Source organism: Prauserella rugosa (assembly GCF_000719975.1).
Taxonomy (GTDB): Bacteria; Actinomycetota; Actinomycetes; order Mycobacteriales; family Pseudonocardiaceae; genus Prauserella; species Prauserella rugosa.
In genome coordinates, this window is record NZ_JOIJ01000001.1 from 221,380 (window position 1) to 243,570 (window position 22,191).

A 22,191-nucleotide genomic window follows, 5' to 3' on the forward strand; every position below is an offset into this window, starting at 1 on the left:
CCACACCGGACGGCTCCCCGGACGGCGGTCAGCTGCCGACGGTCTGGCGCTTGCGCGCGAGCTTCACCGCGGGCGGCACGATCAGCGCGACCACGAGCAGGCCGTACAGCACCAACGCGATCGGGCTGGAGAACAGCACGCCGACATCGCCCTGACTGATCGCCATGGCGCGGCGCAGTTCGGTCTCGGCGAGCGGTCCGAGGATCACCCCGATCAGCACCGGCGCGATCGGGAAACCGTAGCGGCGCAGGAGGAATCCGAGCGCGCCGACCGCGTAGAGCAGCACGACGTCGACCACCGAGCTCTTCGCCGTGTACACCCCGAGCGTGGCGAACACGACGATCCCCGCGTACAGGTAGTTGCGCGGGATGCGCAGCAGCTTGGCCCAGATGGGGGCGAACGGCAGGTTGATCAGCAGCAGGATCACGCTGCCGATGAACAGGCTCGCCAGCAGCGCCCAGATGAGGTCGGATTCCTCGGTGAACAGCAGCGGTCCCGGCTGCATGCCGTACTGCTGGAACGCACCGAGCATGATCGCGGCGGTCGCCGACGTCGGAAGGCCGAGGCCGAGCAGCGGGACCAGCGAGGTCGCCGTCGTGGCGTTGTTGGCGGCCTCCGGCCCGGCGACGCCTTCGATGGCGCCCTTGCCGAACTCGCTGTCACCGCGGCGCCGCGCGAGACCGCGTTCGGCACCGTAGGACAGGAAGGTCGGGATCTCCGACCCGCCCGCCGGAATCACGCCGAACGGCATGCCGAGCGCGGTGCCGCGCAGCCACGGCCGCCACGACCGGCCCCAGTCACGCCGTGACATCCACGGCCTGCCCGGTTTGATCGTCTGCGTGGCCGGCGTCCTGCCCGCCGTCGAGGCGACGTACAGCACCTCGCCGATGGCGAGGATTCCGACGGTCACCACGACGATGCTGATGCCGTCGAGTAGTTGCGGGGAACCGAAGGTGAACCGGACCGCACCGGACTGCTCGTCGATGCCGACGAGCGCGATCGTGAGGCCGAGCCCCAACGAGGTGAGGCCGCGGAGCTTGTTGCCCGCGACGATCGCGGCCGTCGCCACGAACGCGAAGATCGCCAGCGCGAAGAAGTCGGCCGGACCGAAGCTGACCGCCAAATCGACCATCACCGGCGAGAAGAACACCACCAGTGTCACCGCGATGATGCTGGCGATGAACGAGCCGATCACCGCGGCCGCGAGGGCTTGCGGTGCGCGGCCGCTCTTGGCCATCGGATAGCCCTCGAACGCCGTGACCATCGAGGAACTCTGCCCGGGGGTGTTCAGCAGGATCGCGGTCGTCGCACCGCCGAACTGGCCTCCGAAGTAGACACCGGCGAACATGATGAACGCGCCGGTGGGCTCCAACGTGAACGTCAGCGGCACCAGCAACGCGACGGCCATGGCCGTGCCGAGACCGGGAAGCACGCCGACGGCGGTGCCCAGCACGACACCGATCAGACACCACAGCAGGTTCTCCGGGGTGAGCGCCTCGGCGAACCCGTTGGCGAGCAGTGACAACGTCTCCACTCAGACCACCGCCCCGAGGATCCCCGCGGGCAGCGCCATGCCCAGCCCCGCCGAGAACGCCAACTGCGCCACCGCCGACATCACGAACGCGACACCGAGGTCACGCAACACGTTGCGGCCGCCGAGCGCGTAGGAGATGCCGAAGAACAATCCGGCTCCGGCGATCAGCCACCCCAGCGGTTCGAGCAACACGACGTGCAGCACCAGCGTCGCGGCCACCAACCCGAAGGGTTTCCAGTCGATGGCGGGTGGTGTGTCCGATTCGGACTCACCGGCGGCACCCTTTCCGTCGTCGGCAGGTTCGTCGTCGGCCGACTCGGTGCCGGCCGTCTCGGTGGCGGGTGCGCGGCGGAGGTGCTGCACGACGAGCAGCGCGCTCAGCACCAGCAGCAGGGCGCCCACCACGTACGGAAAGAACTGCGGACCGAGGAAGGACCCGTTGTCGGGGACGTCCATGGCCGCCGTGCGGACGAGCACGACGACGGCGATGACCGCCACGGTTCCCGCGACGATCAGCTCACCGCGGGCTTTCCGGCCGCCCACCGGCGACCGTGGAGTCGTTGTGGTCGTCATGCCAGCCCCAGCTCCTTGCTGATCTCGGTGATGCGGGCGGTCTCCTTCTCCACGAACCGTTCGAACGGCTCTCCGGTGAGGAAGGTGTCCTGCCATTCCTGGGTCTCGAGGGTGTCCTGCCACTGGCGCGTGCCGTGTACCTGTTCGAGGACCTCCTCCAGCGCCGCGCGTTGGTCGTCGGACAACCCGGGCGGGGCGACGACGCCGCGCCAGTTGGCCAGCTCCACGTCGACGTTCTGCTGGCGGAAGGTCGGAATGTCGATGCCGTCGACGGGTTCGGCCGCCGAGAGGCCGAGCGCCCGCACCTCGCCACTCTCGATCTGGGCGGCGAACTCGTCGTATCCCGAGACGCCGACATCGAGGCTGCCGTTGAGCAGACCGGCGACCGCCTCACCACCGCCCGCGTACGGGATGTAGTTCAGCCCGCCGGGATCGGCTCCGGACGCGTCCATCAGCATGCCCGCGAGCAGGTGGTCGGTGCCGCCGACCGAACCACCGCCGACCGCGACCGAACGGGGGTCCGTGCGCCATTTCTCGAGCAGGTCGTCCAGGGTCCGGATCGGCGAGTCGGCGGGCACGACCACGACGCCGTAGTCATCGGCGAGCCGCGCGATGGGGGTGACGTCGGTGAGGTTGCGCGGGGTTCCGGTGGCGGCGATCGAGCCCATCATGACCGTGCCGGTCATCATCAGCGTGTCGCCGCGTCCGGCCTGGTTGACCACGCGGGCGAGTCCGATGGCACCGCCCGCTCCGGGAACGTTCAGCACCTCCGTCGTCTTCGCGAGGCCCTCGCTGTCCACAACGGACTGGATCTCCCTGCCGACACTGTCCCATCCGCCGCCGGGAGCGGCGGGAACGGTGATGTGCAGGCGGTCGCGCGGTCCGGAACCGGCCTCGGCACTGCTGATGACATCGACCACGGCGACGCCGACGAGCGCGACGGTCGCGGCGATGGCGACGACCCGCGCCACCGGCCTCATCGCTCGCTTCGGTGGTCGCCCCGGGCTCGCGCTCTCTGGCGAGTCGCTCGCGCTCATGGTGCTCCTTCGCGTACGTCGTCGGGCGCGGCAGCCGTGCGGCACCCCCAGACGAGGTGGGGCGCGGGCGGTGCACACGGCGATCCTTCACCAGCGTGGCGGGGTCCATTAGATGGACTTTCAGAACCACTCTGCGGATCGTGCGTTACTATAGAGATCGACCACGTCCGCGACAACGTCCGTGCGGGAGTTGATTTCGCGTGCCCACCACCGACGGCACCTCGCCCGATTCCGGGGCTGCCTCGCCGGTCCGCAGCGTGGTGCGCGCACTGGACCTGCTCGCCCTGTTCACCGAGGACCGCGCCACGTGGAGTGTGCGCGAACTGACCCAGGCCAGCGGACTGGCCAAGACCACGGTGCTTCGCCTCGTCGACACACTGCAGCAGCGTGGCCTGCTCTGGCCGGACGAGCAAGGACGGATTTCGGCCGGACCGGGACTGTTGCGGTGGGCCAACCTCGCGCAGGCCACCTGGCGGGCGCCGGAGGAGGCCCGGCGGGTCATGCGGGAGTTGTCGGACACCTGCGGCGAGACGGTGAATCTGTACGTGCGCTCCGGCTCGCACCGCATCTGCATCGAACAGCAGGAGGGGACACGCAACCTCCGGCACATCGTGCGGGTCGGCGACGAACTCCCGCTGTGGGGCGGTGCCGCCAGCAAGGTGCTCCTCGACGGCGCCGACGACGAGACCCTCGCGGCCGTCGCGGCAGCCGACCCGCGCGGCAGAACCGTCACCGAGCTGCGCGAGGAGGTCGACGAGGCACGGCGCGCGGGATACGCGGTCAGCCACGGCGAACGTGAGGTCGGCGCGTCCGGCGTCGCAGCGCCGATCGTGACCGGAGACGACGTGGTGATCGGCGCGCTCGCGCTCGGCGGCCCCACCCCACGCTTCACCGACGACGCGGTGGCGGACTTCAGCGCCGCGGTGCAGGACGCGGCGCGACGGATCTCGGACATCGGCCTCGGAGGGGCGGCGTGACCGGCGGACTACTGGACGGCATTCGGGTACTGGATCTGACGAACGTGCTCGCCGGGCCGTACGCCAGCTATCAACTCGGCCTCTTCGGCGCCGACGTCGTCAAGATCGAGACGCCAGGAAGCGGGGACCTCGCCCGCCAGCTCGGTGCGGACCCCGACCTGAACAAGGCGCACCTGGGCACCTCGTTCCTGGCCCAGAACGGCGGCAAACGTTCGCTGACGCTGAACCTGAAGACCGACCGGGGCAAACAGATCTTCGCCGACCTGGTGCAAAACAGCTCGGTGGTGCTCGAGAACTTCCGGCCAGGCGTGCTCGCCAGGCTCGGATTCGACTGGGAACGGCTGAGCGAGCTCAACCCGCGCCTCGTCTACTGCGCCATCTCCGGGTTCGGCCAGCGAGGGCCGATGGCCGACCGGCCCGCCTACGACCAGATCATCCAGGGCCTGTCGGGGATGATGAGCGCCACCGGAACCCCCGACACGGCGCCGTTGCGGGCCGGCTATCCGATCTCCGACACGCTCGGCGGCATGGCCGCCGCGTTCGCCGTGTGTGCCGCGTTGTCCCACGCCGCACGTACCGGCGAGGGCACCTGTCTGGATCTGTCCATGATGGACACGGCGATGACGGCGATGGGCTGGGCGATGTCGAACTACCTCATCGCCGGCGTGCAACCACAGGCCATGGGCAACGAGAACGCCACGGCGGCACCGTCGGGCACGTTCCGCACCGCCGACGGACACCTCAACATCGCGGCCAACAAGCAGCAGCAGTTCGAGACACTGTGCGTCGAGATCGGCCGCCCCGAACTGCGCACCGATCCGCGGTTCGCCGCGCGCGAGGACCGCAAGACGTATCGCGAACAGCTCCGCGAGGAGCTCGAGGTCGGACTGCGGACCCGGACCGCCGAGCACTGGGAACGCGTGCTGTCGGCCGCCGGTGTCCCGGCCGCGCGCGTACTCGACGTGCCCGAGGTGCTGGAACTGGACCAGGTGCGGGAACGCGAACTCGTCCACGAACTGCCCTTCCCCGGCGCCGATTCCGGCACCGTGCGCGTCCTCGGCAGCGGCGTGCAGGTGAACGGGAAGGCCGCCGCGCCGACCAGTCCGCCGCCGCTGCTCGGCGAGCACACCGACGAACTGCTCGCCGACCTCGGCTACGGCGTCGACGAGATCACCGAACTACGCGACGCGGGAGTGGTATGAGCGAGACGACCGGCCGAGACGAGCAGAGTGCCGCTGCGGCGTACTGGGCGACCGGGCTCGTGCGGATCAAGCCGGGTGAGATCGCGTTGCGCGGTTACCCCATCGAGGAGCTGATCGGGCGGTTCTCGTTCGTCGACATCGCGTGGCTCATGGTGCGGGGCGAACTGCCGACCGTGCCCGAGTCGCGGCTGCTGGAGGCGGCGTTGACGGCGGCGGTCGATCACGGACCGCAGGCGCCGTCGATCGCCGCGGCGCGCATGGCCGCCACGTGCGGCGTCGGGCTGAACAACGCGATGGCCACGGGCGTCAACCTGCTCGGCGACGTGCACGGCGGCGCGGGCCAGCAGTGCATGGAGGTGCTCGACGACGTCCTCGCGCGCGTGCGCGCGGGCGAGGACCTGGCGACCGCGGTCGGCGAGGTGCTCGCCGAGCACCGCTACGTCCCCGGGTTCGGCCACCGCTTCCATCCGCGCGATCCGCGCCGCGATCCGCTGCTCGGACTGGTGGAACAGGCGCGAGACGACGGCGTCGTGGCCGGCGATCACCTGGCCGCGGCCGTGGAGATCGAACGGCAGCTGGCGCGGAAGTCGAGCAAGCCGATCCCCATGAACATCGACGGCGCCACGGCGGTGATCTACGGCGAACTCGGGTTCACGCCGGAACTGGCACGTGGACTGTTCGTGCTGTCCCGCTCGGTCGGCATCCTGGCCCACGCCTGGGAGGAACGACAGAGCGGAACCCGCATCAAGGGCCCGGTGCCGCGGCCGGTCCTCGCCGACTACACCGGGCCGGACCTGCGCGAACCGCCCCGCTGACGATCGGACACCCCTCGGCCGTCACCTGCCTGCGTAGGGCACGGCGCGTACGAGGCGCACGCGCACCGTACGTCCGCTGGGCACGGTGTAGGTCCGCTCCTCGCCCTGGACCGCACCGGTCAGCGCCCTGCCGAGGGGCGAGTCCGGCGAGTACGTCTCCAAGCCGTCGCCGCCGGCACCGTCCCGTACGCCCAGCAGGAAGGTCTCGGTCGCTTCGTCGTCGTCGAACCGCACGGTCAGCACCATGCCCGGCTCGGCGACCCCGTCGTCAGGCGGCGCCTCACCCACGACCGCACGGTGCAGCAACGCCTCGAGCTCCCGGACGCGGGACCGCACCCGGCTCGTGTGGAGCGCACGGTCGTCCCCGTCGAACGCCTCCGCGCCGGATCCGCAGTCGCCCTGCCTGCGCAGCTCGGCGAGTTCGTGCCGGAGCCGGTCGAAGGCCTCGGCGGTGAGCCATACGGTGTCGCTGTCGGTCATGGTCGTCCCTCGTGAGTCGCTCGGTATCGAAGCCGGCGGTGTCGTGGCCGGCGGTGTCGTGGCCGGCGGTGTCGTGGCCGGCGGTGTCGTGGCCGGCCGTGTCGAAGCCGGCGGTGTCGTGGCTCGTGAGCTCGGGCTGTGGGGTGTCTGTGGCGGGGGTACGGAAAACGACCCCGTCGTGGATCCGGCCGTTCCGCGGCGCCGCGCGAGTTCGTCGTCCAGGTCGTCGGCGAAGCCGGCGGCGATGCGTTCGAGCACGTCACGCTGGGTCCGCAAGAGGTGGTTCTCGACGCGCAACCACTCCAGTTCGGCACGTTCGTCCGCGGTGATCGGGACGTGCCGGGCGTCGTCCGGCCGCCGCCGCGGATGCGGGCCGGTCTCGTCGGCCATGGCTGTCCGCCCGTCCGGTCAGCGCAGCGGGTCGAAGTCGGCGAGCGCATCCGGCCGTTTGCCGGTGACGATGTGCTCGGCCAGCAGGCGTCCGGTGAGCGGCCCCTGCGTCAGGCCCCACATGCCGTGCCCCGCCGCGACGTACACGCCGGGTGCGTTGGTCGCACCGATCAGCGGTTTGCCGTCGTGGGTGACGGGGCGCGCACCGACCCACTCGTCACGCCGGTCCTCCCACCGCACCCCGGTGAGCAGCGGACGCGCGGAGTCCACGATGGCCCGGATGCGCGCCGGGTCGAGTTCCTCGTCGGGCCGGCGGAACTCCATCGTCCCCGCGACGCGCAGCGCGCCCTGGTACGGAGTGCACGCCACGCGGATCCCCGGCAGGTAGACGGGTCCGGGAACCGGTTCGTCGGTGGGGACCGTGAACGAGTAGCCGCGGCCGGCCCGCACCGGGACGCGCACACCGAACCGGCGACCGAGCCGCGTGAACCACGCTCCGTGGGCGAGGACGACCGCGTGGGCGGACACCGTGGTCGAGGTCGCGGAGCGCACGGTCACGGCACGGCCGTGCGACCGCACGTCGACCACGTCGAACCCGCTGCGGATCTCCCCTCCGCGGGCGCGTACCGCCTCGGCGAGGGCGCCGACGAACGCACCGGGGTCGACGTGACGCTGGCCGTCGATGCGGACACCCTCCCCGAGCCGGTCCGATGCCTGCGGCAACCAGTCACGCAGCTCGTCGGCAGGCAGGTGGTGGAACGAGACGTCCTGACCTGCGGCTGCCAATCGGTCGAATTCGTCGACCAGGGCGTCGGCCTGCCGGTGGGTCTCGAACACGGCGGTCACCGGGGCCTGCATCGCGTGCGTGGCCACGCCTCCGGCGGCGAGGTCGTCGTAGGCGGCGAGGCTCTCGACGTTCAGGGTGGCGTTGGCGCGTGCCACGCGGTCCCACCCCTGTTCGGTGCAGCGCGCGGCGAAGCGCAGCAGGAACCGCCACAGCGCCGGGTCGATCCGCGCCGGCACGTGCAGTGGAGCGGCGGGGTCGAAAAACGACCGCAGCCCGTACCGCAGCACACCGGGGTCGTTGAGCGGCAACGCCAGCCCCGGCGAGACCCAGCCCGCGTTGCCCCACGACGCCCCTGCCGCCACCCCGGCCCTGTCGACCACGGTGACGTCGACACCACGCTCCTGCAGGAACCACGCGGTGGACAGTCCGACGACCCCCGCGCCGACGACGACAGCCGTGCGTGGCTGGTCGGAGCCTCCGGCAACGTTGAGCATGCGCACCTTCCCCGTGTCGATCCGTCTCCGCCGAGCATGGAGGACTGTGGACACGATCGGGTTGTCGAAAAGCGACAATCCTCGGTAGCACCATTGTCGTGATCGGCCAGCGTACGATCGGCGGATCCGGGCGCCGACCCGGCGGATCGCGCAGGGCAGGGCGTGCATGGTCAAGCTCGATCGCCTCATCAACGTGCTCGGCGGTTACGGCGTACGGGTGGTGGGACAGCCCCGCGGACGCGATGCGGAACTGCACAGCGTCGCGATGCACGATCCGACGGCCGGCAGTCCCGTGACCGGGGACGCGCTGCTGGCGGTCGGCGTCCCGGACATCGCGGGCGCACTGGAGTTGGCGCGCGCCGCGCAGGCCGGTGCCGTGCTGGTCAGGACCGGTGCGGAACCCGACCCCGACGCACTCGCCGCCGCGCGCGCCGCCGAGTCCTGCGTACTGCTGGTGCCGGCGGAGATCTCGTGGAGCCAGGTCGCCGGCGTCGTCTACGGGCTGGTGCTGGAAGGCAGGGAGACCGAGTCCGGACGAGGACCGAGCGACCTGTTCACCCTCGCCGACAGCATCGCCACGACCGTCGGCGAACCGGTGACCATCGAGGACCAGCTCTCGCGGGTCATGGCCTACTCGAGCGTGCAGGGCGACACCGACCCGGCGCGGCTCGACACGATCCTGGGCAGGCGGGTGCCCGAAGGGGTGCGGCAGCTGTTCGACGAGCGCGGCGTGTTCACCCACCTGGCCGTCTCCGACGAGCCGCTGTACGTCGTCGGCGCCCCGGAACACGGACTCCAGGACCGCACCGTTGTCGCCGTGCGCGCAGGACGCGAGCTGCTGGGGTCGCTGTGGATCACCTGCGACGGACCACTCGACACGGCGCGCAGCCGAGCGCTGGCCGACGGCGCCCACACGGTGGCCCTGCACCTGCTGCGGTCCCGGGTGAGCGCCGACCTGGAGCGGCAGGTCGAATCGGAACTGGTGATCCAGCTGCTGGAGGGCACGCCGGACGCAGCTGCCGTGCTGGGCAAACTCGGCCTTCCCCCACGGCGGCACCGGGTCATCGCGCTGCAGGCGCACACGGCTGCCGAACGCAACGCGGCGATCCTGCTGGCGTTCGAACGGGCGACAACGGGATTCGGCTGGTCGCGTCCCGGGCGCACGACGTTGTTCGGCAACACCGTCTACACGCTGTTGCCGTGCGACGACGACCCCGCGCCCACGCTCGGCTGGCTACGCGAACTGTCGCGCGGCCTGCCAGGGCACGCCCGCGTGGCGGCGGGCGTCGGCGCACCCGCCGAGCCCGGGGAGATCCCGGCGAGCAAGCAGGAGGCCGACGAGAGCCTGGCCCTGCACGCGAGGCGTCCCGGCACCGAACCGGTCTGTTACGACGAGGCCTGGGACGAGATCCTGCTGCAACGGCTCCGTACCGCGGCCGCGGCGGGCCGCGTGCCGTCCCGAGGTCCGATCAACCATCTCGCCCACCACGACGACACGCACGGCACCGTGCTGGTGCCCACGCTGCGGGCCTGGCTCGAAGCACAAGGGGACCTCAACACCGCAGCCGAACGACTCGAAGTCCACCCGAACACGGTCCGCAACCGCCTGCGCAAGATGTCCGAGGTCACCGACCTACGACTCGACGAACCCCGCACCCGCCTCGCCATGTTGATCGCCCTCGCGGTCGACAACCCCGACCACGGCCACGAACGCTGAACGACTGCGCGGTCCTTGTCCGGTGCCCTTCGGCCGCCCTGCGTCGCAGGCGATCCGTCGTTCGGTCCTCACTCTGCCGGGACGTCGCCCCGACCACCCGGCCGGTCTCGACGTGCCCATTCGAGGATCCGGTAGTGCAGACCCGTGGACGACTCCTGCCACGGGCCGGTGGTGTCCGGCGGCCTGCCGGCGTCGGGCGCGGTCGTGTCGCCGTCGAAGTGCTCGCGGATCTCGGTGACCACGATGCGGTCGGCGATCGGCAACGCCGCCCGGTAGACGGCCGCACCGCCCATGACCCACACGTCGCCCGACGCCGCGTCGAGCGCCTGCTCCAGGTCGGCGAACGTCTCGGCCCCGTCCTGCGGGGTGCGCGAGAGCACGAGGTTTCGCCGTCCCGGCAGCGGCCGGAACCGCGGAGGCAGCGACTCCCACGTGCGCCTTCCCATGAGCACCGTTGCGCCCGCGGTCAGCGTTCGGAAGTGCTTGAGGTCCTCGGGCAGGTGCCACGGCATGGTGCCGTCGCGGCCGATGACGCCGTTCGCCGACTGCGCCCAGACGAGGCCGATCACACGGCCACCGGAGCCTTGATGCCGGGATGCGGGTCGTAGCCGTTGATCTCGAAGTGCTCGTAGGTGTAGTCGAACAGGCTGTCGGCCGGCTTCAGGGTCAACGTCGGGAACGGACGCGCCTCACGGGACAGCTGTGTGCGCACCTGCTCGAGGTGGTTGTCGTAGATGTGGCAGTCGCCGCCGGTCCAGACGAAGTCGCCGACCTCCAGTCCGACCTGGTCGGCGATCATGTGGGTCAGCAGGGCGTAGCTCGCGATGTTGAACGGCACGCCCAGGAACAGGTCCGCGCTGCGCTGGTACAGCTGACAGGACAGCTGCCCGTCGGCGACGTAGAACTGGAAGAACGCGTGGCACGGCGGCAGCGCCATCTGCGAAATGTCGGCGACGTTCCACGCGGACACGATGATCCGCCGGGAGTCGGGGTTCTCGCGCAGGGTGCGCAGCACCTCGCTGATCTGGTCGATGTGCCCGCCGTCGGGCGTGGGCCACGACCGCCACTGCACGCCGTAGATCGGGCCGAGGTCGCCGTCCGGCGCCGCCCACTCGTCCCAGATCGTGACGCCGTTCTCGCGCAGCCAGTTCACGTTGGCGTCGCCGCGCAGGAACCACAGCAGTTCGTAGGCGATCGACCGGAAGTGCACCTTCTTCGTCGTGACCAGCGGAAATCCGTCGGACAGCCGGTAGCGCAGCTGGTGTCCGAAAATCGACCGCGTGCCCGTGCCGGTGCGGTCCGCCTTGCGGGTACCGGTGTCCAGCACGTGCTGAAGCAAGTTCTCATACTGCGTATCCGGCATGCCTGAATCCTAGGCAGCCGCGCGAAGCGCGTCCGTTTGGGCGGCGGTGGGAGACGGGCGGGCGTAGGCAGCCGCGCGAAGCGCGTCCGTTTGGGCGGCGGCGGGAGACGGGAGGGCCCTAGGCAGCCGCGCGGAGCGCGTCCGTTCGTACCGTGGCCGGACAGTGGCGGTGCGGCGGCGCGTGGCCGGGCGGCGGCGGTGAGCGGAGTGTCGCCCGGATGCGGACGCGGGCATCATGGCGCCCATGCCGAAACACGCGGTCGTGGTGGGCGGCGGGATCGCCGGGCTTGCGACGGCGGTCGCCCTGCAGCGCCGGTCGTGGCAGGTCACCGTGCTGGAGCGGAAGCCGTCGATCTCCGAGATCGGGGCGGGCATCACGCTGTGGCCCAATGCGCTGCGGGCGCTCGACGCCCTCGATCTCGGCGACCGCGTCCGCCGCCTCGGCCTCGTACAGGGTTCGGGCGGAATTCGGGACAGTCGGGGCCGTTGGCTGGCCCGCACCGATTCGGACGCACTGGCCGCCCGGTTCGGCGACGGCATGGTGATCCTCGAACGCGGCCAACTGCTCGCCGCACTGCTGGAGGCCTGCCGTGACCTGCGGATTCGCACCTCGGCCGAAATTCGTACCGTCGAACCCGGCAGTGTCGACGCGAACTCGGAAGCGGTGGTGCGGCTCGGCGGCGAGCCGCACCAGGGCGGGTCAATTCTGGGCGAGTCGATCCGGGGCGAGTCGATCCGGGGCGATGTGGTGATCGGTGCCGACGGACTGTGGAGCACCGTGCGGGGGTCGCTCTGGCCCCGGGCCAGGGTCCGCTCGACGGGCACGGTCGCCGCGCGGCTGATCGGCCGCGTTTCCGACCCCGGCGGCGTGCAGGGCGGCGAGTCCTGGGGACGCGGTGACTACGCCGGCATCGCACCGTTGCCCGACGGGCGGTTCTACGCGTACCTGGCCGTCCCCGTCTCCGCAGACGTGCCGGCGGACCGCGGTGAGGCGCTGACGTGGTTCCGCCACCGGTTCGCCTCGTGGCATGCGCCGCTGCCCGAACTGCTCGCCGACATCGAACCGGCGCAACTGCTGGTCCACGAGCTCTTCGACCTCGCGCCGCTGAGCACCCTGGTCCGCGGAAGGGTCGCGCTGGTCGGCGACGCGGCCCACGCCATGACGCCCAACCTCGGCCAGGGCGCGTGCCAGGCCCTCGAGGACGCCGTCGAACTCGCAGCCGCCCTCGATGCCACCGCTGCCGTCGATCCCGCCGCAGCCCCCGATTCCTCCGCTGCCCGCGATCCCGCAGGCTCCCCCGATCCCGGAGCTGCCCTCCACGGCGGAGCCGATCACGACCTCGCCGAGGGGTTGCGGTTCTACGAGCGCCGGCGGCTTCGCCGCGTGCACGGGCTGGCACGCCGCTCGCGCAGCGCGGGACTCGCGGCGAGTCTGCGCGGCCGCGCGACGACCGCGGCCCGGAACGCGCTGGTCAGCGTCGTGCCCGGCGCGATGGTCCTGCGCGCGTTCGACGCCACCCTGGACTGGACCCCGCCCTGAGCACGTCGCCGACCACGTGGCGAGGCCGCCGCAGGACTCGGTGAACCGAACGCGCGGTCCACCGCCCACCAGCGGTGTGCAGCCGCCAACCGCCCACCGCCGGTCCGAGCACCGCCGGGTCAGACCGAGTGCATCCGTTCGCGTGCCTCGCGGTAGGCCTCGCGCGCCGGTCGCGCCGTCGCCGGATCGCCTGCTGGCAGCCGGGTGCGATCGACCTCCCAGGGCGGAGGCTCCTGCGTGCCGGACAGGGTCCAGGCTGCTTGGCGTGCGGCGCCGATGGCGACGTATTCGTCCGACACCGGGACTTCCACGTCGGCATCGAACAGCGCCGGGGCCGCGTGCTGCACCGCGGACGAGCGGGCAGCACCTCCGGTCAGCAGGACACGGTTGATCGTCACGCCGTGTTCGCGCAGCCGGTCCAGACCGTCGGCCAGCCCGCAGAGCATGCCCTCGACCGCGGCCCGAGCCAGGTTGGCCTGCGTCATGTTGGTGATGCGCAGCCCGGTGATCGTCCCCGCGGCGTCCGGGAGGTTCGGGGTGCGCTCGCCCTCGAGGTACGGCAGCAGCGTCAGCCCACCTGCACCGGGCTCGGCCTGTTCGGCGAGCCGGTTGAGCCCGTCGAGATCGGTACCGAGCATCTCCGCGGTGCTGCTGAGTACGCGTGCTGCGTTGAGCGTGCACACCAACGGCAGGAACCGGTCGGTGGCATCGCAGAAGCCGGCGATGTCCCCGGTCGGGTCGGCCACGGGTTGTTGTCCGACGGCGAAAACCGTGCCGGAGGTGCCGAGCGAGACCGCCACGTCGCCCGGTCCGATACCCAGCCCCAGGGCCGCGCCCATGTTGTCGCCGGTACCCGGCCCCAACACGAGACCACCTGCCGTGGTGGCCACCGGTTCGGCCGGTCCGCACACACGGGGCAGCAGCGGCACCGACCCGAACGCGCGCTCGACCAGGTCCTCGCGGTAACGGCTCGAGCGGGGTGACCAGTACCCGGTTCCGGACGCATCGCCCCGGTCGGTGGTGACCCGGGCGGGATCGCCGCTGCCGGCCAACCGCCACGTCAGGTAGTCGTGCGGCAGGCACACCGCCGCGGTGCGGGCGGCCGAATCGGGCTCCGACTCGGCCAGCCACCGCAGTTTGGCCACGGTGAACGAGGCTCGCGGCACGCTCCCGACCGCCTCGGCCCACTGCTGCGGACCGAGCTCGGTGACGAGCTCCTCGGCCGCCGAGGCGGGAGCGAGGTCGTTCCACAGCGAGGCCGGGCGCACGACCTCGCCGTCCTCGTCGAGGCAGACCAGCCCGTGTTGCTGGCCTGCCACCGACACGGCGGCGACGTCGTCGAGGCCCCCGGCCCGGTCGACGGCGGTGCGAAACGCCGTCCACCAGTGCCGGGGGTCCACCTGGGTTCCCGCGGGATGCTCGGCGTGCCCCGCACGCACCGGCGCACCGGTCTCGGCGTCCCGCACGAGCACCTTGCAGGATTGCGTCGACGAATCGACACCCGCGACGAGGGGCATGGTCAGCGCGCTCCCATGAGGTGCTCCACGGCGAGCTGCTGCAGGCGGGCGTTGGCTGCTCCGCGCTGGGCCGCCTCCTCCACGTCGAGTTCCTCGGACAGGACGCCGCTGACCGTCTCCCCCTCGTCCAAAGTGGGCACCGACAGCTGGTCAAGGCGGGCGGCCTTGCGCGCCTCGGCCACCTCAGGGTCGGCACGGAACTGCCGCGCCCGCTCGCGCAGGATCAGGTAGGTGCGCATGTTGGCACGCGCGCTCTCCCACACGCCCGCCTTGTCCTCGGTGCGCAGCGGCTTGTAGTCGAAGTGGCGGGGACCGTCATAACCGCCGTTCTCCAGCAGGTCGACGAGGAAGAACGCGTTGATCAGGTCGCCGTGCCCGAACACGAGGTCCTGGTCGTAGCGCGGACCGTGCTGGCCGTTGAGGTCGATGTGGAACAGCTTGCCCTGCCACAGCGCCTGGGCGTAGCCGTGCACGGCGTTGAGCCCGGCCATCTGCTCGTGGCCGACCTCGGGATTGACCCCGACCATTTCGGGGTGGTCCAGCGTCTGAATGAAGGCCAGTGCGTGCCCGATGGTCGGCAGCAGGATGTCGCCGCGCGGCTCGTTCGGCTTGGGTTCCACGGCGAACCGCAGCTGGTAGCCCTGCTCCTTGACGTAGTGCGTCAGCGCGTTGAGGCCCTCGCGGTAGCGCTCCAGCGCCGCGGTCGGATCGTAGGCGGCTTCGGCCTCCGAGCCCTCGCGGCCGCCCCAGAACACGTAGGTCTGCGCGCCCAGTTCGGCGGCCAGGTCGATGTTGCGCGCCACCTTGCGCAGGGCGAAGCGCCGCACGTCCCGGTCCTTGGCGGTCAGCGCGCCGTCCTTGAACACCGGGTGCCCGAACAGGTTGGTCGTCGCGGTCGGCACGACCAGCCCCGTCTCGTCGAGCGCTTTGCGGAACCGCTCGATGATCGCGGTGCGTTCGGCAGCCGGCGTGCCGAACGGGATCAGGTCGTCGTCGTGGAACGTGATCCCGTACGCGCCGATCTCGGCCAGTCCGTTCACCGCCTCCACGGGGTCGAGGCGTTCGCGGGTCGGGGCGCCGAACGGGTCGTCGGCCCGCCAGCCGATCGTCCACAGGCCGAAGGCGAAGCGGTCCTGGGGCGTGGGGGTCAGATCCATGATGTCTCCTCGTCTCGGGTTGGGAAGGGGAACACGGTCGGATACTCAGCTCGCCCGCGTCAGCGTGGTGCGGTCCATGTCCTCGAGCGTGCGGCCCTTGGTCTCGGGCACCCACTTGAAGACGAACCACACCGACACGGCCGCGAATGCGGTGTAGCCGAGGTAGGTCATCGACAGGTTGATCTCGGAAAGCGGCGGGAACGACGCGGTGATGGCGAAGTTGCCCAGCCACTGGGCGGCGGCGGCCACCGCCAACGCCGGAGCACGGAACCGGTTCGGGAACATCTCGCCCAGCAGCACCCAGACGACCGGGCCCCACGAGATGGCGAAGAAGAACACGAACACGTGCGCGGCGATCAGTGCCATCGGCCCGTACGGATCGGCCAGGTTCGGCTCGCCGTTCACCGTGCCCGCATGGCTGAAGGCGTAGGTGGCGACGGCCAGCATGACCGCCATGCCGGCCGAGCCGATCATCAGCAGGGGCCGACGTCCGACCCGATCCAGCAGGATCAGCGCGAGGACGGTCCCGACGATGTTGAAGATCTGCGTGGACAGGCTCAGCAACAGCGAGTCGGACTCGTCGATCCCGACCGACTGCCACAGCGCCGACGAGTAGTAGAAGATGACGTTGATCCCGACGAACTGCTGCAGCGCCGACAGGACGATGCCGACCCAGACGATCGGGAGCAGGCCGGTGCGCCTGGTGCGCAGGTCGCGCACGCGCGGCCGGTGGTCGTTGGCCACGGAGTGCTGGATCTCGGCGAGCCGTCCATCGACGTCGCCACCTTCGGTGGTGCTGAGGACCTCGCGAGCACTGTCGACGCGTCCGCGGGCGACCAGATAGCGCGGCGATTCGGGGATCGTGAAGGCGAGCAGGCCGTAGAGGACCGCCGGGAAGGCCTCGACCGCCAGCATCCACTGCCACGCGTCGAGTCCCAGCACCGATTCGCCGGCACCACCCGCGTAGTCGGCGATGACCCAGTTGACCACCTGGGAGATCGCGATTCCCAGCACGATGGCCAGCTGCTGCAGCGAGCCGAGACGTCCCCGGTTGGCGGCGGGTGAGATCTCGGCGATGTAGGCGGGTGCGATCACCGATGCCATGCCGACCGCGACACCACCGACGAATCGCCAGAACGTGAAGTCCCAGACCGTGAACGGCAGGGCGGAACCGATCGCACTGAGCAGGAACAGCACGGCCGCGGTGCGCATCGTGATCAGGCGGCCGTACCGATCGGCGAGCGTTCCGGCACTCCAGGCACCGAGCGCCGAACCGATCAGGGCCGTCGCCACGGCCAGTCCGGTGACCACGGCGCCGATCTGGAACTCGTTCTGAATGGCGGTGACGGCCCCGTTGATCACGGCGGTGTCGTAACCGAAGAGGAAACCGCCGAGCGCGGCCACCACGGCGAAGTGCGCTGTGCGTAACGAGTGTGCGCCGCGGCCGGACCCCGAGGGTTCAGCGGTGGAAGGGACGGACATCAATGCTCCATTGCAGTGGTGATAGGTCACTCCGAAGTGGTTGGTAAGGATCGTATCCTTACCAACCACTGTCAAGATGGGAACCGCCTGTTACCGAGCCGATGGGCGGAGATCACCATGAACCGTGGTGCTCGCGGCCGGTCGCAGCCGCGCAGGCCGCACGAGGAGGTTTCGCAGCATGGCCGATCCCCGGACAGTCCGGCAGATGAACCGGCAGCACCTGCTCGAACTGTTCAGCGACGGGCGCCCGCGCTCGCGTGCGGCGGTCGCCCGCGCCACCGGCCTGACCAAACCCTCGGTGGCATCGATCGTCGACGGCCTGTTGGAGGAGAAGCTGCTGGTCCCAGCCGGCGTGGGCGAAGCAGGCGTCGTCGGGGGCCGTAGGCCGAACCTCGTGGTCTTCAATCCGGACGCGCGCGCCTACGTCGGCGTGCACCTGGGCGTGCACCGCAGCTCGGTCGCGGTGGCCGACGCGCTCGGCCGAACCCTGGCCCAGGCGACCGTGCCCAGCGCGGTCGGCGACCCCGCGGCCGGCGTGCGTCAGCTGGGGCCGCTGGTCCGCGAGACGGCCGAGCAGGCGGGTGTGCCCGTCGAGCGCATCGCCTCGGTGGGGGTCTCGGTCGCCGGCCTCGTCGACCACCGCACCGGGCACTGCCTGCTCGCGCCGAACCTGGACTGGCACGACGTCCCGCTGAGGGAGTGGGTCGAGGAACTGTTCGGCGTCCCCGCCGTGATCTACAACGAAGCCCATGCCGGTGCGCTGGCGGAACAGCGCTTCGGCTGCGGCAACGGGGTTGCCAACTTCGTACGGATCATGGTCAGCGCGGGCATCGGTGCCGGCGTCGTGCTCGACTCCCGGCTGTTCTCCGGAGCGGCCGGAATCGGCGGAGAGATCGGCCACTGCCGGGTCGAGGACGACGGCAGGCCGTGCGCCTGCGGCAACATCGGATGTCTCGAGAGCGTCGCCTCCCAGCCCGCGATCCTGCAGTCGGCCCGCGAGGCCGCCGAAGAAGCGGCCACCGACCTCGCATCCAGCTGCGACATCGACGACGTGCTGACGGCCGCAGCGCTCGGCGACGCCGCGGCGGTGGCTGCGGTGGAGCGTGCGGGAACCGGGATGGGCCGCGCGATCGGCTACCTCCTCAACGTGCTCAATCCCGACCTCGTCGTCCTCGGCGGCGCGGTCGCCGGCGCAGGCGACGTGCTGTGGCGCCCGCTGGAACAGGCCGTTCGGCACTCCTCGCTGTCGCAGTCCTCCTGCAGCGTGGTGGCGAGCTCGCTGACCGACGCCGAACTCGACGGCGCCGTGCTGCTGGCCCGCGAAACCGTCACCCTGTGAGCAGTCGCGCGGTGAGCAGCTGTCACCCGACATGCACTCGGTCGCGTCACCGGGTGGTGGCCACAGGCACCACCGGCATGCACGGTCCCGGCTTGGTCCGAGTGCCTCCTCGTCTGGCCTCATCGGCCGACCCGTCCGAGATACCCACAGGGCACGCTGCCTGCGGAAGGCGGCAGGCTCACCTCACAGGGACGCGACGACTCGAGCCCACTGTGGCACACTTGAACGTATGTTCGGATACGGCGAGTCGTGGGGCGGTCCCGGCGCAGCACACGGCCTGAGTCGTAGGCTTGGCCACGTGCAGGAAACCGGGGACGACGCCGAGCGTGCAGCGCTGGTTGCACTGCTGCGCACACGCCCGGGTGGCGAGAACTGGCGCAGTCTGACCGAGGATGTCGCGACGCGCTCGAGTGCACTGGCAGTGTGGAACGAGCGCTGCCCCGCCGAGCTGTTCCCCACGCCCCAGGGACCTTCCGAGCAGCTGTCGGCCGCCGCACGTGATATCGCCGCGTGGCGAGCCGAAGGCCTCGGCTTCATGACGTTTCTGGACTGTGACTTCCCGGCGCAGCTACGGGAAATCCACGAGGTTCCGCCCGTACTGTTCCATCGAGGAAGGCTCGTTCCTGACGACGTCGGCATGTCGGTGGTCGGGTCCCGCAAGGCTTCGCAGCGGGGTCTGGACATCGCCCGCACGATTGCTCAAGGACTCGTGGAACGAGACATCACCGTCATCTCGGGACTGGCGCACGGCATCGACACCGCAGCTCACACGCAGGCGCTGGAAGACGGTGGGAGGACGGTCGCGATCATCGGAACCGGCCTTCGCCGCAGTTACCCCGCCGACAACGCACCGCTCCAGCAGCGGATCGCCGCACAGGGGCTGGTCCTGTCGCAGTTCTGGCCCGACGCCGCTCCCACGAGACACAGCTTCCCGATGCGCAACGCGGTCATGTCCGGCTACGGACGGGCCACGATCATCGTGGAGGCCGGCGAATACAGCGGCGCCCGCATCCAGGCACGGCAGGCTGTCGCCCACGGCCGCACCGTGATCCTCACCGACCGTGTCGTCGAGTCCAATGCCTGGGCCCGCGATCTCGTGCACCGACCCGGCGTACATGTCGCCAGGGGGACGGCGGACGTGATGTCGAAGGCCGAGGAAATCGCAGCGGCGGATCGCGACATCGACGAGCTGATCGCGCTCACAGCCGCACAGTGACCGATTCCGGACTTACGACACGGCTTGTCCGGCGAGTCCGGACGCAAGTCGGCGGATTCTTCAGCAATACGCTGCGCGGAACCGCCGGCGTCTGCCCGGCGTGCACCGGACCAGCCACCTCCGGTCTCTGCCCTCAGTGCCGCAGCGCGCACACGAATCACAGAGGCCACCTGGCAGACCTCGTCGTCCCACTGGCCTATGCACAGGGCAGGAGGAACCCACGCCACCAGTCTGAACACCACATGTACATGTACAAAAGGTCTCCGCCTGCGCCGAGATGCGTGCAGGACCTCAAGCTCATGATGGCCGCTGCCACCGCCGTGCACGGCCCCTGTATCGCTCGCGTGACCGGATGGTGGGATGTCCTGACCTTTGTGCCATCCAGGAGCCACCCCGGGCCCTCGCACCCGGTGGTGAACCTTGCCCGCCAGGTGGTCACTCCGCCCGACAAGACACCTACGCGGGTACTTCTCGAACCAGGACCTGGCTACGACGAACCGCCGTACCGCGCACCGCGACGGGACCGATTCCGACTCTCCGACACGTTCGAGGGTGCCGTGTCGGGACGGCACGTCCTGGTCGTGGACGACACCTGGGTTTCGGGAGACAAGGGACAGTCGGCGGCGCTGACCCTGAAGGCTGCAGGTGCCTCGACGGTGACCGTGCTCTGCGTCGCACGGTGGCTGCGGGCCGACTGGCCCGACCACGAGGACCTGATCACCAGGCTCGAGCAGCCTTACGATCCGCTCTGTTGCCCGGTCAGCGGCGGTACGTGCGAATAGTGACGACCTAAGCATTTCTGGCTGCGGCCACAGGCACTAATGTTCGTCCTGACGCTGCTCACACATCCCGTCGCGATCATGGTTCGCATGGCTGCGGGGTTCGACGGTGGGAGTGGGGTACGCACGCGGGCTCTGACGGCATGGCCGGCGACAGTGCCAGCGACGGTGCTGGCGACGGTGCTGCTGGGCGTGGTCGCGCTGACCGGGTGCAGCGCACCGGCGCAGACGCAGGAGCCGGATCCGAAGCGCAAGCCCAACGTGGTCGTCGTGATGACCGACGACCAGTGGCTCGAGTCCATGCGGGTCATGCCACGGACGCAGCGCCTCATCGGCGACGCGGGCGTGACGTTCGACCGGCACTACGCCTCGTTCCCCCTGTGCTGCCCTTCCCGGTCGACGTTCCTCAGTGGACAGTTCGCGCACAACAACGGGGTTCGGCACAACTATCCGCCGCAGGGCGGCTATCTCAACCTCGACGAGCAGGACACCCTGCCCGTGTGGATGCAGCGGGCGGGCTACACCACATCACACATCGGCAAGTACCCGAACGGCTACGGCTACCGGGACGAGACCGAGGTGCCGCCGGGCTGGGACGAATGGCGCGGCTCGGTCGACCCCACCACGTACCGCATGTGGGGATACCGGCTGAACGAGAACGGGAGACTCCACAGCTACGGCGCCTCGCACATCGAGGACCCGAATCTGTACCAGACCGACGTGTACCGGGACAAAGGCGCGGACTTCATCAGGCGGCACGCGAAGACACGTAAGCCGTTCTTCCTGAGTATGGCGTTCCTGGCGCCCCACTCGGAGAACACGGGGGTCGGACCCGCACCGCGGCCCGCGCCACGGCACGAGGGCGCGTTCGCAGGCGAATCCCTGCCCACCGGCCCCGGTTTCGACGAGCGCGACCTGAGCGACAAGCCCACGTTCCTGCAACGCAGACCACGACTCGACACGGCCGACCGGGCGAGGATCACCGAGAGCTACCGCGGTCGGCTGGCATCGCTGCAGGCCGTGGACGAGGCCGTGCAGAAGCTCATCGACACGCTCCGATCCACCGGTCAACTGGACAACACGTACGTACTGTTCACATCGGACAACGGGTTCTTCTTCGGCCAACACCGCGTGCACACCGGCAAGTACCTGCCGCACGAGGCGTCGTCCCACGTGCCGATGCTGATCCGCGGCCCCGGTCTGCCTGCCGGCCTGCACTCCAGGGAGCTGACCAACAACGTCGATCTGACCGCGACGATCGCCGAGATCGCCGGCGCCGAGCCCGGACACGCGCTCGACGGGCGGTCCCTTCTGCCGTACGCCCAGAACCCGGATCGGCGCACCACGCGACCGATGCTGCACGAGGCCGCGACCGGTGCGCGTCCCGATGCGCTGAAGGCCGAGGACGAACGTGGGCTCGACGGCGCGTCCGGCCGAGCGGCGGCGGGCGGAAACCTGGATCAGGAAGGCGCGGCGTGGTCCAGGGTCAAGCCCGACCCGAAGGAGAAGGGGGAGGTCATCTCGGCGTCCTACGAGGCGATCCGCACCGACCGCTACCTCTACATCCGCTACGCCAAGGGAGATCGGGAGCTCTACGACCTGCGCACGGACCCGCACGAGCTGACCTCGCGCCACGACGACCCCCGCTACGCCGCCACGCGCCGCTTCCTCGACCGGCACCTCGACGAACTCCAGGGCTGCCGAGGTGAGGAGTGTCGACAGGAGATCCCGCAGGCCCCCGCACCGACGTCGTGAGTGACCGGCGGCGTTCGCCGAGTCACCGGGAAATCGA

19 protein-coding genes are annotated in these 22,191 nt (G+C 70.4%); 9 read left to right on the plus strand and 10 right to left on the minus strand.

Features of this window, described 5'->3' with window-relative positions; all coding sequences use genetic code 11:
- Nucleotides 1-28 precede the first annotated feature (28 nt).
- Genes IF64_RS0101125 through IF64_RS0101135 form a run of 3 tightly spaced genes read right to left on the minus strand, consistent with a single transcriptional unit; the run spans nt 29 to nt 3,087 of the window.
- On the minus strand, nt 29-1,534 hold the full coding sequence (locus tag IF64_RS0101125; RefSeq protein ID WP_030530074.1) for a tripartite tricarboxylate transporter permease: 1,506 nt from the start codon (nt 1,532-1,534) through the stop codon (nt 29-31).
- Nucleotides 1,535-2,107 (minus strand): tripartite tricarboxylate transporter TctB family protein, encoded by a 573-nt coding sequence (locus tag IF64_RS0101130; protein WP_169741912.1) that lies wholly within the window; start codon nt 2,105-2,107, stop codon nt 1,535-1,537.
- Complete coding sequence (locus tag IF64_RS0101135) at nt 2,104-3,087, minus strand: Bug family tripartite tricarboxylate transporter substrate binding protein (RefSeq protein ID WP_030530076.1); 984 nt, start codon at nt 3,085-3,087, stop codon at nt 2,104-2,106. Before IF64_RS0101135 ends, IF64_RS0101130 begins: the two co-directional genes overlap by 4 nt.
- A 257-nt stretch (nt 3,088-3,344) precedes the next feature.
- On the opposite strand from IF64_RS0101135, the gene IF64_RS0101140 reads away from it, so the two are divergent.
- The 3 genes from IF64_RS0101140 to IF64_RS0101150 are packed head-to-tail and all read left to right on the plus strand — an operon-like array spanning nt 3,345 to nt 6,138.
- On the plus strand, nt 3,345-4,121 hold the full coding sequence (locus IF64_RS0101140; protein WP_036875499.1) for an IclR family transcriptional regulator: 777 nt from the start codon (nt 3,345-3,347) through the stop codon (nt 4,119-4,121).
- Entirely contained in the window at nt 4,118-5,323 is a 1,206-nt protein-coding gene (locus IF64_RS0101145; protein WP_030530078.1) for a CaiB/BaiF CoA transferase family protein, read from the plus strand. Before IF64_RS0101140 ends, IF64_RS0101145 begins: the two co-directional genes overlap by 4 nt.
- On the plus strand, nt 5,320-6,138 hold the full coding sequence (locus IF64_RS0101150; protein ID WP_030530079.1) for a citryl-CoA lyase: 819 nt from the start codon (nt 5,320-5,322) through the stop codon (nt 6,136-6,138). The genes IF64_RS0101145 and IF64_RS0101150 overlap by 4 nt, the downstream gene beginning before the upstream one ends.
- Nucleotides 6,139-6,159: 21 nt before the next feature.
- On the opposite strand, the gene IF64_RS0101155 is transcribed toward IF64_RS0101150, so the two are convergent.
- Entirely contained in the window at nt 6,160-6,618 is a 459-nt protein-coding gene (locus IF64_RS0101155) for a GreA/GreB family elongation factor (protein WP_030530080.1), read from the minus strand.
- A 408-nt stretch (nt 6,619-7,026) separates the two neighbouring features.
- Nucleotides 7,027-8,289, minus strand: a complete 1,263-nt coding sequence (locus tag IF64_RS0101160) for an NAD(P)/FAD-dependent oxidoreductase (protein ID WP_030530081.1) — start codon at nt 8,287-8,289, stop codon at nt 7,027-7,029.
- A gap of 166 nt (nt 8,290-8,455) precedes the next feature.
- Here IF64_RS0101160 and IF64_RS0101165 point away from each other — a divergent pair, with 166 nt between their 5' ends.
- Entirely contained in the window at nt 8,456-10,006 is a 1,551-nt protein-coding gene (locus IF64_RS0101165) for a PucR family transcriptional regulator (RefSeq protein ID WP_030530082.1), read from the plus strand.
- Between the two features lie 68 nt (nt 10,007-10,074).
- Here the strand turns inward: IF64_RS0101165 and IF64_RS0101170 are convergent, their stop codons facing one another.
- Both IF64_RS0101170 and IF64_RS0101175 read right to left on the minus strand, forming a co-directional pair.
- Nucleotides 10,075-10,575 carry a dihydrofolate reductase gene (locus tag IF64_RS0101170; protein WP_030530083.1) on the minus strand — a complete coding sequence of 167 codons (501 nt, stop codon included), beginning with the start codon at nt 10,573-10,575 and terminating at the stop codon, nt 10,075-10,077.
- Entirely contained in the window at nt 10,572-11,369 is a 798-nt protein-coding gene (locus IF64_RS0101175) for a thymidylate synthase (RefSeq protein WP_030530084.1), read from the minus strand. Before IF64_RS0101175 ends, IF64_RS0101170 begins: the two co-directional genes overlap by 4 nt.
- Nucleotides 11,370-11,613: 244 nt before the next feature.
- On the opposite strand from IF64_RS0101175, the gene IF64_RS25075 reads away from it, so the two are divergent.
- Nucleotides 11,614-12,909, plus strand: a complete 1,296-nt coding sequence (locus tag IF64_RS25075) for an FAD-dependent oxidoreductase (RefSeq protein ID WP_036875501.1) — start codon at nt 11,614-11,616, stop codon at nt 12,907-12,909.
- A gap of 119 nt (nt 12,910-13,028) precedes the next feature.
- Here the strand turns inward: IF64_RS25075 and xylB are convergent, their stop codons facing one another.
- The 3 genes from xylB to IF64_RS0101195 are packed head-to-tail and all read right to left on the minus strand — an operon-like array spanning nt 13,029 to nt 17,065.
- Nucleotides 13,029-14,426 carry a xylulokinase gene (gene xylB, locus IF64_RS0101185; protein ID WP_030530086.1) on the minus strand — a complete coding sequence of 466 codons (1,398 nt, stop codon included), beginning with the start codon at nt 14,424-14,426 and terminating at the stop codon, nt 13,029-13,031.
- Nucleotides 14,427-14,428: 2 nt separating this feature from the next.
- Nucleotides 14,429-15,583 carry a xylose isomerase gene (gene xylA / locus IF64_RS0101190; protein ID WP_030530087.1) on the minus strand — a complete coding sequence of 385 codons (1,155 nt, stop codon included), beginning with the start codon at nt 15,581-15,583 and terminating at the stop codon, nt 14,429-14,431.
- Nucleotides 15,584-15,628: 45 nt separating this feature from the next.
- Nucleotides 15,629-17,065: a sugar porter family MFS transporter gene (locus IF64_RS0101195; RefSeq protein ID WP_036875505.1), complete on the minus strand. Its 1,437-nt coding sequence runs from the start codon at nt 17,063-17,065 to the stop codon at nt 15,629-15,631.
- Nucleotides 17,066-17,270: 205 nt separating this feature from the next.
- On the opposite strand from IF64_RS0101195, the gene IF64_RS0101200 reads away from it, so the two are divergent.
- The 4 genes from IF64_RS0101200 (at nt 17,271) to IF64_RS0101215 (ending at nt 22,154) form a co-directional block, all read left to right on the plus strand.
- On the plus strand, nt 17,271-18,404 hold the full coding sequence (locus IF64_RS0101200) for an ROK family protein (RefSeq protein WP_051757360.1): 1,134 nt from the start codon (nt 17,271-17,273) through the stop codon (nt 18,402-18,404).
- Between the two features lie 298 nt (nt 18,405-18,702).
- Complete coding sequence (locus tag IF64_RS0101205; protein WP_030530090.1) at nt 18,703-19,620, plus strand: DNA-processing protein DprA; 918 nt, start codon at nt 18,703-18,705, stop codon at nt 19,618-19,620.
- 410 nt (nt 19,621-20,030) lie between these two features.
- Nucleotides 20,031-20,402 (plus strand): hypothetical protein, encoded by a 372-nt coding sequence (locus IF64_RS27420; RefSeq protein ID WP_051757361.1) that lies wholly within the window; start codon nt 20,031-20,033, stop codon nt 20,400-20,402.
- 153 nt (nt 20,403-20,555) lie between these two features.
- On the plus strand, nt 20,556-22,154 hold the full coding sequence (locus tag IF64_RS0101215) for a sulfatase family protein (protein ID WP_145600558.1): 1,599 nt from the start codon (nt 20,556-20,558) through the stop codon (nt 22,152-22,154).
- Nucleotides 22,155-22,191 lie beyond the last annotated feature (37 nt).

What these genes read in the sequence shown, in the direction of transcription:
- IF64_RS0101200 (WP_051757360.1), top strand. Translation starts at nt 17,271, where the DNA reads ATGAACCGGCAGCACCTGCTCGAACTGTTCAGCGACGGGCGCCCGCGC.
- IF64_RS0101175 (WP_030530084.1), bottom strand. Translation starts at nt 11,369, where the DNA reads ATGCCGGATACGCAGTATGAGAACTTGCTTCAGCACGTGCTGGACACC.
- IF64_RS0101160 (WP_030530081.1), bottom strand. Translation starts at nt 8,289, where the DNA reads ATGCTCAACGTTGCCGGAGGCTCCGACCAGCCACGCACGGCTGTCGTC.
- xylA (WP_030530087.1), bottom strand. Translation starts at nt 15,583, where the DNA reads ATGGATCTGACCCCCACGCCCCAGGACCGCTTCGCCTTCGGCCTGTGG.
- IF64_RS0101130 (WP_169741912.1), bottom strand. Translation starts at nt 2,107, where the DNA reads ATGACGACCACAACGACTCCACGGTCGCCGGTGGGCGGCCGGAAAGCC.
- IF64_RS0101155 (WP_030530080.1), bottom strand. Translation starts at nt 6,618, where the DNA reads ATGACCGACAGCGACACCGTATGGCTCACCGCCGAGGCCTTCGACCGG.
- IF64_RS0101165 (WP_030530082.1), top strand. Translation starts at nt 8,456, where the DNA reads ATGGTCAAGCTCGATCGCCTCATCAACGTGCTCGGCGGTTACGGCGTA.
- IF64_RS0101135 (WP_030530076.1), bottom strand. Translation starts at nt 3,087, where the DNA reads ATGAGGCCGGTGGCGCGGGTCGTCGCCATCGCCGCGACCGTCGCGCTC.
- IF64_RS0101195 (WP_036875505.1), bottom strand. Translation starts at nt 17,065, where the DNA reads ATGTCCGTCCCTTCCACCGCTGAACCCTCGGGGTCCGGCCGCGGCGCA.
- IF64_RS25075 (WP_036875501.1), top strand. Translation starts at nt 11,614, where the DNA reads ATGCCGAAACACGCGGTCGTGGTGGGCGGCGGGATCGCCGGGCTTGCG.
- IF64_RS0101150 (WP_030530079.1), top strand. Translation starts at nt 5,320, where the DNA reads ATGAGCGAGACGACCGGCCGAGACGAGCAGAGTGCCGCTGCGGCGTAC.
- xylB (WP_030530086.1), bottom strand. Translation starts at nt 14,426, where the DNA reads ATGCCCCTCGTCGCGGGTGTCGATTCGTCGACGCAATCCTGCAAGGTG.